6 protein-coding genes are annotated in these 12,967 nt (G+C 34.8%); 5 read left to right on the top strand and 1 reads right to left on the bottom strand.

What is annotated here, in order from left to right; translation table 11 throughout:
* Positions 1–70: 70 nt before the first annotated feature.
* Positions 71–562 (bottom strand): Uma2 family endonuclease, encoded by a 492-nt coding sequence (locus VB798_RS11380; RefSeq protein WP_323258597.1) that lies wholly within the window; start codon positions 560–562, stop codon positions 71–73.
* A gap of 41 nt (positions 563–603) precedes the next feature.
* Between VB798_RS11380 and VB798_RS11385 the strand changes: the two genes are divergently transcribed.
* From VB798_RS11385 to VB798_RS11405, 5 genes are all read left to right on the top strand, one after another.
* Positions 604–3,021, top strand: coding sequence for an ABC transporter permease (locus VB798_RS11385; protein ID WP_323258598.1), 2,418 nt, complete (start codon positions 604–606; stop codon positions 3,019–3,021).
* A 99-nt stretch (positions 3,022–3,120) separates the two neighbouring features.
* Positions 3,121–5,490, top strand: a complete 2,370-nt coding sequence (locus tag VB798_RS11390) for an ABC transporter permease (RefSeq protein ID WP_323258599.1) — start codon at positions 3,121–3,123, stop codon at positions 5,488–5,490.
* Positions 5,491–5,502: 12 nt separating this feature from the next.
* A complete protein-coding gene (locus VB798_RS11395) occupies positions 5,503–7,887 on the top strand; it encodes an ABC transporter permease (RefSeq protein ID WP_323258600.1) in 2,385 nt (794 codons plus the stop codon).
* A 185-nt stretch (positions 7,888–8,072) separates the two neighbouring features.
* Positions 8,073–10,475, top strand: a complete 2,403-nt coding sequence (locus tag VB798_RS11400; protein ID WP_323258601.1) for an ABC transporter permease — start codon at positions 8,073–8,075, stop codon at positions 10,473–10,475.
* A gap of 104 nt (positions 10,476–10,579) precedes the next feature.
* Entirely contained in the window at positions 10,580–12,964 is a 2,385-nt protein-coding gene (locus VB798_RS11405) for an ABC transporter permease (protein ID WP_323258602.1), read from the top strand.
* The last annotated feature ends 3 nt before the right edge of the window (positions 12,965–12,967 follow it).

Consider the following 12,967-nt stretch of genomic DNA (forward strand, 5'->3'; position numbering starts at 1 on the left):
GTGAGGAGTGATATGAATGATAGACCAATTCTTAAATCTTAAAAATAATGGTACTGAATATTGACAAGAATCAAGCAAATATTTTTGCAATAGGTATTTCAATATTCATTATTGTATCTTTTACGATTTCGTCTTCATGAAAAAAATCGTAATGGTTTGGACTATCATAAACAAAAACGCCTTGGAAATCTGGTACAACAATCCAGCAAGATTTGATACCAAAATTAAAGTAAGGCTCCAGCTTTGTCGTCATGTCTTTACTACTTTGCGATGCTGATTGGATTTCAATAGACAACAAAGGGGCATCTTGGCGACGAGAAGGATCGTTTTGGAAGTCTAAATTTTCAAAAGGATATAATACCACATCTGGAGTAAATGAGTTTGGAGTGGTAGCTAAGGAAACTTCACTGACAACTCTAAATCTATCTCTGTAGTTGAATTTGATTTCAAAAATCAAATTGGCTTGAATTGCACCATGTAAAAGTGTAGGCATAGGTTTATTTCTTTCTATTTCGTAATCTGAAAGCTGAGTGTCTGCTATGTTTTCGACTAATAATTCCATAATCGTTTTTGTTTATTCAAATATACTCAAAAAGAAAATTCATGATACAAAATTATTTAAAAATCGCCATTCGTAATTTGCTCAGAAACAAGGTGTTCTCGGCAATTAACATCGTTGGTTTAGCTTTAGGAATCGCTACTTGTTTGATTATTATGCTTTTTGTATATGATGAATTAAGTTATGATAGATTCAATGAAAAAGCAGATAGAATTTTTAGAGTAGTTTTCAAAGCGTCTATCAACGACGGGAAAATCAATGAAGCAAACGTGATGCCCCCAACGGCACAAGTGCTGAAAAACGATTATCCTGAAGTATTAGACGCTACTCGTTTACGCACTAGCGGTTCGCCCGAAATTGTCTATCAAAACAAGAAATTCAAAGAACATTCTTTCGCTTCTGTCGATACTAATTTCTTTGATGTTTTTACTTTGCCATTATTAAAAGGCGATGCTAAAACGGCTTTGCGTGAACCAAATACAGCCGTTATCACACAAGAATTCGCTAAAAAATACTTTGGTGATGAAAACCCAATCGGTAAAGTATTATTTATCAAAAGTTGGAATGAAAATTATAAAGTGACGGGACTTATCGATAAAGTACCCCATAATTCACATTTCCATTTTGATATTTTTGGTTCGATGGCAGGTGTAAAAGATGCCAAAGAACCTTCTTGGATGTCGTCTGGCTATTTTACTTATTTGGTTTTGCCAGAAGGTTATGACTACAAAATTTTAGAAGCGAAGCTACCTCAAGTCATTAAAAAATACATGGGGCCGCAAATTCAAACAGCGATGGGCATGAGTATTTCGCAGTTTTTACAAAAAGGTAACCAACTTGGGCTTTTCCTTCAACCATTAACCAGTATTCACTTAGACGCTGGTTATACTGGTAGCATAGAAGCCAGTGGCAATATTCAGTATGTCTATATTTTCGGGGCAATTGCGGTGTTTATGTTGCTCATCGCTTGCATCAATTTTATGAATCTTTCTACGGCTGGAGCTTCCAAACGTGCCAAAGAAGTGGGCGTTCGTAAAGTATTGGGTTCTGTAAAACAAGATTTGATTACCCAGTTTTTATTTGAATCAGTACTTTTAAGCATCGTTGCACTTGTACTTTCTTTGATGTTGGTACAGTTGGCTTTACCTATTTTTAACGATTTAGCCGAAAAAGATTTACAATTAGATTTCCTCAAGAACCCTCTCCTACTCATTGCTTTTCTACTTTTTGGTTTGTTAGTTGGTGTTTTAGCTGGCAGTTATCCAGCCTTTTTTCTCTCATCGTTCAATCCTGTTGAAGTATTGAAAGGCAAATTCAAATTGGCAGGAAAAAGTATTAGTCTGCGAAGTGGTTTAGTAGTTTTTCAATTCTTCATTTCTATTGCTTTAATCATCGGGACTACGGTGGTGTATCAACAAATCAAGTTTATCCAAAGCAAAGATTTGGGCTATGCCAAAGACCAATTATTAATCATGCGAAATACTTGGTCTCTGGGCAAAAATGAAGAAGTATTTCGTCAGCAAATTTTGCAAGACCCAAGAGTATTGAGCGTAACCAGTGCGGGTTATTTACCTGCTGGCCCGAGCGATTCTAATAATTCGATGGGCTATCCAGACAGCGATGAATCGCAAGTTATGCGCACATTGGAATACAAAATCGACGACCAATATATTCCAACAATGGGTATGAAAGTAATTGCTGGAAGAAACTTCTCCAAAGATTTCGCTACCGATTCTACCGCAATGATTATCAACGAAACTGCGGCAAAAGCTTTTGGTTGGAAAAATGCAGTTGGACATACCATCACTCGTTTTAAAACCAATGATGGCTTAAAAGTTACTTATAGAATCATCGGTATTGTGAAGGACTTTCACTTTAAATCTCTCCACGAAAGTATCACGCCTTTGTTGATGGTTTCTGAAAAAACCTATGGTTTAACCATCAAAGTAAAAGGTAAAGATGTAGAAGGATTGTTATCATCACTGAAAAATCAATGGCAAAAGTTTAGTGTAGAAGAGCCTTTTTCTTACGCTTTTATGGATGAATTGTTTGAAAAAACTTACCAAAGCGAACAGAAAATTAGTGTGATTCTAAGCATCTTTTCTGGACTTACCATTTTTGTAGCTTGTTTGGGGTTATTCGGTTTGGCAACTTTTACGGCTGAACAACGCACCAAAGAAATTGGTGTTCGCAAAGTATTGGGAGCTTCCGTGAGTCAAATTGTTACTTTACTTTCTAAAGAGTTTTTAAAATTGGTTTTAGTGGCTTGCTGTTTTGCCTTTCCATTGGGTTATTGGCTGATGAACAAATGGCTACAAGACTTCGCTTATCGCATCGAAATCAGTGCTTGGATTTTTGTTTTGGCTGGCATTTTAGCACTTTTTATTGCTTTGCTGACGATAAGTTATCAAGCCATCAAAGCGGCATTAGCCAATCCTGTGACAAGTTTACGAACGGAATGATTTTGAGTGGGGAGTTTTGAATGCGGAGTGAGGAGTATTTTTTACGAAAATCAAAAATCCTAAAATCTTTTAGTCATTTAGTCCTAAAATCATAAAACCATGCTACAAAATTATCTAAAAATCGCCATCAGGAATTTGTGGAGAAACAAACTATATTCTGCCTTGAATATTGGCGGATTGGCTACTGGACTTGCCGCAGCTATGCTCATTTTTTTGTTTGTCTCTCACGAATTTAGCTACGACCAATTCCATCAAAAAGCTGATAGAATTTATAGAATTTTATCTATTACAAAATACGGAGAACAAACTGTTCAGACAACGGCAATGAACGCTAAATTGGGTGAAATGCTGAAACAGCATAATCCTGAAATTAAAGATTTTGTACGCATTAGTAAGATAGATAATCCTACTTTCAAGAACGGTAGTCATCCAGAAATTAAATTTAAAGAAGAAAAACTCGCATTTGCAGACCCTGCTTTTTTTAATATTTTTTCATTCAAAACTTTAGACGGGAATTTCAATACTGCCCTGAAAAATCCTTTTAGTTTAGTACTTTCTGAAAAAGTAGCGAAAAAATACTTTGGCAACGAAAATCCTGTTGGTAAAACCTTGCTTTTAGAAGGCAAAAAGCCTTTTATCGTTACAGGTGTTTTTGCACAAATGCCTTCCAATTCAACATTTCAGTTTGAAGTAATTACTTCAATGGCTACTTATCCAAAATTGGATGAAGAACGTCAGTACATTTGGGAAAAAGCTGGATCTTTCGAAACTTTCATTTTACTCAATCAACAAGCTTCTGTTGCTAAAGTAGAAAAATCGATTGCCCAAGTAGGTAAACTAACAGGTTTTTTTGATGAAACTTCAAAATATTCATTAGAACAATTTGATAAAATTCATAATGGAAGTAGTTTTTCAGGCCACCAAAATACAAAGTTTGCTTACATTTTTTCAGGTGTAGCCATCTTGATACTTATTTTGGCGCTTTTCAATTATATGAGTTTGACAACGGCACGAGCTACGATTAGAGCCAAAGAAGTAGGTGTAAGAAAAGTAGTAGGTGCTGAAAGACTTGGTTTGGTAAAGCAGTTTTATATCGAAGCCTTTGTGTATTGTTTCTTCTCTTTTGTACTGGCTTTCTTGCTGTTAGAATTACTTCGTCAGCCTTTTTATGACATTTTGGGCTTGCAAGTCGATACTGTTTTTATGCAGAGTCCGATTTTCATTGGTATAATCACTTCAATTTTCTTCCTGAGCATTTTATTATCAGGCAGTTATACTTCTCTTTTTTTATCAAAATTCAATCCGATAGAAGTACTAAAAGGCAAGTTTTCAAGCCAACAAAATGGTGCAGTTATCCGCAAAGGCTTTTTGATTTTCCAGTTTTCTGTTTCTGTAGTCTTGATAATCTGTACAATGGTTGTGCAAAAACAACTGGATTTTATGCGAAATATGGATTTGGGCTTGACCAAAGACCAAGTTTTGGTCATTCCAATTGAAGAAAGTCCTGCTTCAAAAATCGCTACGCTTAAAAATGATTTAAAACAAATTGCAGGGATTAAAAATGTATCTCACGTTTCTACGCCACTTTACAAAGGTGTGAATTCATGGTTTACCAAATCGCTGGTTTCTAAAAAAGAAGTGACATTATTTTCAATTGATTCAGACGAAAATTTCTTCAAAACAGTTGATTTAAAATGGAAAAATCCGCCCATTGACAGCAAAAATCTTGATTCAAAAATATATCTCAACGAAATAGCAGCAGAACAACTGGAATTGGGCAAAAATCCCGTAGGGAAATCGGTGTTTTTATTTGGAAGCAAACCAAGTATTGTAGGCGGCATTATGAAAGATTTCCATTTTACAGGCGTAAAGTCGAAAATTGAACCTTTGATGATTTCCATCTCTGCACCAAAGGCTACCGAAACTTTGTATGGAAGTATTTATTTACGTTTAGATTCAAAAGTAGATGTACAAGCCAAAGTAGCACAGGTACAACAATTGTATGAAAAATATCCAAGCGAAAAGCCTTTTGAGTTTTACTTTTTAGACGAAGCTTTTCAGAAAACTTTCAGTGACGAAATCAGAATGTCTAAAATGTTTTTCAGCTTTACGAGTATCGCCATTCTCATCGCTTGTTTGGGTTTATTTGGCTTAATTACTTTCTTGGCAGAACAAAAAGACAAAGAAATTGGCATCCGAAAAGTATTAGGAGCAAGTGTAAAAAACATTGTTTTCTTACTTTCAAAAGACTTTTTAGGATTGGTGATTTTAGCCAATTTGATTGCTATTCCATTGGCTTGGTGGGCAATGCAAAAATGGTTACAAGATTTCGTTTTCAGAATCTCACTTACTTCAGAAATTTTTCTATTAGCAAGCCTTACAAGTATTGTTTTAGCTTTTGTTACGGTAAGTTATCAAGCTGTTAAATCGGCGGTGGCGAACCCAATCAAAAGCCTTCGTAACGAATAAATCTTTAAAACCATGCTACAAAACTACTTCAAAATCGCCATCCGAAATCTCCAACGCAATAAGGTGTTTTCGTTGATTAATATCGCTGGACTAAGTATTGGTTTGGCTTGTTGTATGTTGATTGTACTTTATACAAAAGACGAAATCAGTTATGATCGTTTCCATAAAAACGTCAATCAGATTTATAGAATTACTTCTACAGAAACAGCTCCCGACGGAAAAGTACAGAAATTTGGCATCACGGGCATGATGCCAGGGCCAGCTTTTAAAGCACAATTACCCGAAATTGAAAATTACGTTCGTCTGCAAGGCGAATCTTATAATATCAAAAAGGGAAATGATATTTTGGTACAAGATGCCTTGAAAGTTGATAGTTCTTTCTTCTCAATTTTTACTTTTGATTTTATAGAAGGGTCTCCCAAAACAGCTTTGAAAGACCCTCAATCAGTCGTGATTTCTGAAGAAGTTGCCGAGAAATACTTTGGGGAAGAATCGGCTTTGGGGAAAACTTTGGCAATCAATTATGATGATACTTTTCAGCCTTTTACAGTTGCGGGTGTGACTAAGAAATCCCCGCAAAATTCATCCATCAAAATAGATTTATTAATGCCATTTCATCGTGAAAAAAACCATGATGACCAATGGATTAATTTTTACCTGAATACTTTCGTAACCTTAAAACCTTTGGCAAATCCAAAAGCTTTGGAGGCAAAATTTGCCAATATTTATGCTCGTGAAGCAAAAGGGCAATTGATTGAAGCCAAAGAAAAATGGAATTTTCAAAACACTATTCAATATGGTTTACAACCCTTTTTAGAGGTTCATCTTTCAACAGACTTTAGAGCGGCCAATGGTTTAAAAGACGAAAGTAATCCAATGTACTCTTATGTATTAATCGGTCTCGCAGTGTTCTTATTATTGATTGCTTGTATCAATTTCGTCAATCTCACTGTCGCTCGTTCTGTCAAAAGAAGTAAAGAAATTGGTATCAGAAAAGTAGTTGGTGGCGACCGAAAACAGTTGATTTTTCAGTTTATGGGCGAATCTTTTGTACTGAGTCTTATTGCTTTTTTATTAGCCATAGTTCTTGTAGAATTGACTTTGCCTATCTTTAATACTTTAGCCAACAAAGCCCTTTCATTAAAATATCTTTTTGATGCCCAACTAATTACTTCATACTTTTTACTCTTTCTGTTAACAGGTTTTCTGGCAGGAATTTATCCAGCTTTGATACTTTCCAGTTTTAGCCCTGTTGATACTCTTTATGGTCGATTTAAATTATCAAAAGGTAGTTTCTTACAGAAAAGTTTAGTCGTTTTCCAGTTTTCATTGGCAGCATTTATGATGATGGCAACGTTGATTTTATATGCTCAATTTGACTTTATGGTTAAACAAGATTTGGGTTATAATGATAAAAACATCGTAGAAATTGCTACGGGAAGAATGAATCGTACCGAAACAAATACCTTTAAACAAGAACTTTTAAAAAATCCAACAATTGAAAACGTAGCTCCACGACAAGGTGGAACTTGGAATACACTTGCCAATGTAAATGGTAAAAAAGAAATTATTTTTGCCATTGATATTGTGGATGAAGATTATCTTTCCACTTTAAAAATTCCAATGGTCCAAGGTAGAAATTTTTCTAAAGATTTCCCTTCTGATTCTTCTCAATCTATTTTAGTAAATGAAGCATTTGTGAAAGAAGCAGGTTGGAAAAACCCAATCGGACAAACAGTTGATTTCTTTTCCCGCAATAGAAAATTTCAAGTAGTGGGCGTCGTGAAAGACTATCATTATAATTCTTTGTACGAAACCATCAAACCGCAATTATTCACTTGTCATCCAGACATGGGAACTTTTGCACAATTAAGCATTAAAATTAAGCCAACCAATACGCCCAACAGTTTAAAATTCATTGAAAAAACATTCAAAAATTTACGCCCAACTCAACCTTATATTTACGATTTTAAAGACCAGAGTAATCAAAAACAATATGAAAAAGAAGCGAAATGGAAACAGATTATCAGTTTCTCAGCTATCCTTATCATTTTCATTTCTTGTATCGGTCTTTTTGGTTTAGCGACACTTTCAGCCGAGAAACGTACTAAAGAAATTGGTATCAGAAAAGTATTAGGAGCCAATGCTTTAGCCATCGTGTCGATGTTGACGAAAGACTTCTTAAAATTAGTCTTGGCTTCGGTAGTTTTTGCATTTCCATTAGCTTGGTGGTCGGCGAATAAATTCTTAGAAAGTTACCCATATCGTATAGCTATTGACGGTTGGATGTTTGCCTTAGTATTGGTGATTTTGGTACTTATCACCATCTTGACGATAAGCTATCAAGCCTTAAAATCAGCTTTGGCAAATCCTGTAAAGAGTTTAAGGACAGAATAACTATTGTAGAGACGTTGCAATGCAACGTCTCTACGTGTTCAAAATCGTACAAAAAGTGTCCGAAAACGGACACTTTTTTTATTTTAACAAAACACAAGTATTTAATTATCAATTAATTAACTTTCTGGTTTTGTTTTTGGAATAAGTTTGTTATCATTAGCTAATTCTGTTTAACCTCATAAAATATGCTCAGTAATTACTTCAAAATAGCATTTAGAAATCTTGTAAGAAACAAGGTTTACTCTTTTATTAATATTGGTGGATTGGCTGTTGGAATGGCAGTGGCGATGCTTATTGGGCTATGGATTCATGATGAGCTAACTTATAATACTTATCATCAAACCTATGATAAAATTGGTTTGGCGATGCAACACCAAACAGAAAACGGGACAGTTTTTACTGGACAAGCGATGCCTTTTCCGATTGGTGCTGAGCTAAAGAATAAATATGGGAACAACTTCAAATATATAGCGATGGCTTCGTGGGAAGGCGAACATATATTATCTATTGGTGATAAAAAATTATCTACTCCTGGAATATATTTTGATGTAGATGCCCCAAAAATGTTGTCTTTAACAATGCTGAAAGGAACAAACGAAGGTTTAAAAAACCCAAATTCTATTTTACTTTCAGAATCGACAGCAAAAGCCTTTTTTGCAGATGCTGACCCTATCAACCAAACACTAAAAATTGATAATAAACTCTCTGTAAAAGTAACGGGCGTTTATGAAGATTTACCTTTTAATACGAATTTCAAGGATTTAAAATTTATAGCACCTTGGGATTTATATGTTTCTTCGGAAGATTGGATAAAAAGAGCAAGAGATAACAATCAATGGGATAATAATTCCTTTCAGCTTTACGCCCAAATTGCTGATAATGTAGATTTTGAAACAGTTAACAAAAGAATACTTCGTTCAAAATTCAATAATTTACCTAAGGAAGAAAGACGTTTCGATGCCCGAATTTTCTTGCAACCAATGGCAGATTGGCATTTAAAATCTAACTGGAAAGACGGCGTAAATACAGGAGGATTAATAGAATACGTTTGGTTATTTGGCATTGTAGGCATTTTTGTATTGCTTTTGGCTTGTATCAATTTTATGAATTTAAGCACTGCTCGCTCTGAAAAACGTGCGAAAGAAGTAGGTGTTAGAAAAGCAATTGGCTCGGCTCGTAGTCAATTAATCATTCAATTCTTGAGTGAATCTTTATTAGTTGTTGCTTTCGCTTTTGTATTTTCAATTATTTTAGTAGAAATCACTTTGCCTTTTTTCAATGAAGTAGCCGATAAAAAAATGACGATTTTATGGACAAATCCTTTGTTCTGGTTACTTTCTTTAGGCTTTAGTTTATTGACTGGTTTAATCGCTGGAAGTTATCCAGCTTTATATTTATCTTCTTTTCAACCTGTGAAAGTACTAAAAGGTACTTTTAAAGTTGGTAGATTTTCTTCGCTTCCACGCAAAGTGTTGGTAGTTTTTCAATTCACCGTTTCAGTTGCTTTAATTATCGGAACAATTATCATTTACAAACAAGTACAGTTTTCTAAAAACAGGCCTATTGGCTACAATAGAGATGGACTGATGATGATAATGATGAAAACACCTGAGTTTTATGGAAAATTTGATTTACTCCGCAACGAACTTAAGAATACTGGTGCAATCGTAGAGCTATCAGAATCTTCAAGTCCAATCACTGACGTATGGTCGAACTCAGGTGGTTTTTCATGGGAAGGCAAAGACCCCAATTTAGATACTGACTTTGCACACATCTTTGTTACCCATGAATTTGGAAAAACAGTAGGCTGGCAGTTTAAAGAAGGAAGAGATTTCTCAAGAGACTTTTCTACCGATTCGTCAGGCTTAGTTATTAATGAAGCTGCCGTGAAGTTTATGGGTATTAAAAACCCTGTCGGAAAAACTGTTACATCAGGAACGGGTAAAGATGCACAAAATTTCACCATTATTGGTGTAATTAAAGATATGCTAATGCAATCGCCATACAAACCCGTAAAGCAATCTTTTTACTTCTTGAGTTCGCACAATGTAAATTGGATAAACCTAAAGTTGAACCCTAATAAAAGTACGAGCGAGTCTATTTCAAAGATAGAAGCGACCTTCAAAAAGTACATTCCCTCCGCTCCTTTTGACTATAAATTTGCAGATGATGAATTTGCAAGAAAATTTAAAACGGAAGAGCGCATTGGAACATTAGCTTTATTTTTTGCTGCACTTGCTATTTTTATTTCATGTTTAGGTTTGTTCGGATTAGCTTCTTTCGTAGCAGAACAACGAACCAAAGAAATTGGCATCAGAAAAGTATTAGGTGCTACCATTTTGAATTTATGGTCTTTATTGTCAAAAGATTTTCTGGTTTTGGTGATTATTTCTCTGCTTACGGCTACGCCACTTGCTTATTACTTTATGCACGATTGGCTACAGAAGTATGAATACCGAACAGATATTTCTTGGTGGATTTTTGTACTGGCTAGCTTGGGTGCATTAACCGTTACATTATTAACAGTAAGTTTTCAGGCGATAAAAGCGGCACTGGCAAACCCTGTAAAGAGTTTGAGGACAGAGTAATTTGAGTTGGCAGTTTTGAGTGCGAAGAAAGAAGCATTTTTTGCCAAAACTCCAAATCTAAAATCCTTTAGTCATTTAGTCATCAATCCTAAAGTCATGTCATTATGTTACGAAATTACCTCAAAATAGCCTTTCGTAATCTTGTCAAAAACAAGGTTTACTCTTTTATAAATATTGGTGGATTAGCCGTTGGCATGGCAGTAGCAATGTTGATTGGTTTGTGGATTCATGATGAATTATCGTTCAATAAATATCATAAAAACTATGATAGAATTGCACAGGTAATGCAACACCAAACCTTTAATGGTGAAGTGGGTACTCAGACATCTAATCCTTATTTACTCGGAGCTGAAATTCGTGAAAAATATGGAAGTGATTTCAAATTCGTACTCATGTCTTCTGGAAGAGGAAAGCATATCTTGAAGTTTGGTGATAAAAAACTTTCTATACGAGGCGAATACATTGAAGCTGAAGCCCCAGAAATGCTAAGCTTAAAAATGCTTAAAGGAACAAATAATGGATTGAAAGATCCATCATCAGTATTAATTAATGAATCAACCGCCAAAGCATTTTTTGGTAATGAAAATCCTTTATTCAAATCTTTTAGAATTGATAATAAATTTGATTTAAAGGTAACTGGAGTTTATGAGGATATTCCTCATAATTCTGATTTCCATGATTTAGCATTCATTGCTCCTTGGGACCTTTACATTAAAAATGAAAATTGGGATGAAAAACTCTCTAATCCTTGGCGAAGCAATGCTTTTCAAACTTATGCACAATTGGCTGATAATGCTGATGTAGATAAGGTTTCTGCAAAAATAAAAGATGTTAAACTCAATAAAGTAGATAAAGCTAATGCTGCTTTTAAACCCGAAGTATTTCTTCATCCTATGAAGAAATGGCATCTATATTCTGAATTTAAAAATGGTGTCAATACAGGAGGACAAATTGAATTTGTTTGGTTATTTGGTATCATTGGCATTGCTGTATTGCTCTTAGCTTGTATCAATTTTATGAACCTAAGTACGGCTCGTTCAGAAAAACGTGCGAAAGAAGTAGGTGTCAGAAAAGCGATTGGTTCTATGCGTGGACAATTAATAACCCAATTCCTTACTGAATCTTTCTTGGTAGTAATGATAGCTTTTATTTTATCCTTACTCCTTGTAGAACTCAGTTTGCCTGCTTTCAATGAAATTGCTGATAAAAAAATAAGCATTCTATTCACAAACCCGCTTTTTTGGCTTTTGGGTTTAGGCTTTAGTTTAGTTACTGGTTTTGTAGCTGGAAGTTATCCAGCCTTATATTTATCTTCTTTTCAACCTGTTAAAGTACTAAAAGGTACTTTCAGAATTGGACATTTTGCATCTATGCCACGAAAGGTGTTAGTGGTCTTACAGTTTACCGTTTCTATTACATTAATCATTGGAACGATTATCGTCTATAACCAAATTCAATTTGCTAAAAACCGCCCAATAGGATATAACAGAGATGGATTATTAGCCATGTTTGTCAATAATCAGGAGCTAATACAACATTATAATGCCATCAGAAATGACTTGATAAAGACGGGAACGGTATCAGAAATGTCTGAATCTTCAAGTCCTACCACGGGCGTTTGGGCAATTAATAATGGTTATGATTGGAAGGGCAAAGACCCAAGTGTTCAAGGCAATTTTGGAACAGTAGCAGTAACCCACGATTTTGGAAAAACTGTAGGTTGGCAATTTAAAGAAGGTAGAGATTTCTCAAGAGCATTTTCAACCGATTCTACTGGTGTTGTATTAAACGAAGCAGCGGTGAAATTTATGGGCATTAAACAAGTAGTTGGCGAAACCATGCAAATTGATGGAAAACCCTATAAGATACTTGGAGTAGTAAAAGATATGGTCATGAATTCTCCGTATCAACCTGCTTTGCGAACTGTTTTTATGTTAGACTATAAGTGGATAAATATCATTAATATAAAAATCAATCCTAAAGTAAGTTCCTCAAAAGCATTAGATCAAATTGAGACTGTATTAAAAAAATACACTCCTGATACTCCATTTGATTATTGGTTTGTTGATGATGAGTATAATCTAAAATTTCTTAACGAAGTAAGAATCGGGAAACTGACTTCATTCTTTGCAGTACTTGCTATTTTCATTTCTTGTTTAGGTTTGTTTGGATTAGCCTCTTTTGTAGCTGAACAACGAACAAAAGAAATTGGCATCAGAAAAGTATTAGGTGCTACCGTTTTGAATCTATGGACATTGCTCTCAAAAGAGTTTGTATTACTCGTACTAATTTCTCTCTTAACAGCAGTACCAATCGCATATTATTATATGAACAATTGGTTACAAAGCTATGATTACAGAACAGAAATTTCTTGGTGGACTTTCGCAATTTCTGGCTTAGGAGCATTAGTTATCACTTTATTGACGGTAAGTTTCCAAGCCATTAAAGCAGCTTTAGCCAATCCTGTAAAGAGTTTGAGAACGGAGTAATTT

Origin of the sequence: Arcicella lustrica (assembly GCF_034930985.1) — a bacterium.
In the GTDB taxonomy this organism is placed as follows: Bacteria; Bacteroidota; Bacteroidia; order Cytophagales; family Spirosomataceae; genus Arcicella; species Arcicella lustrica.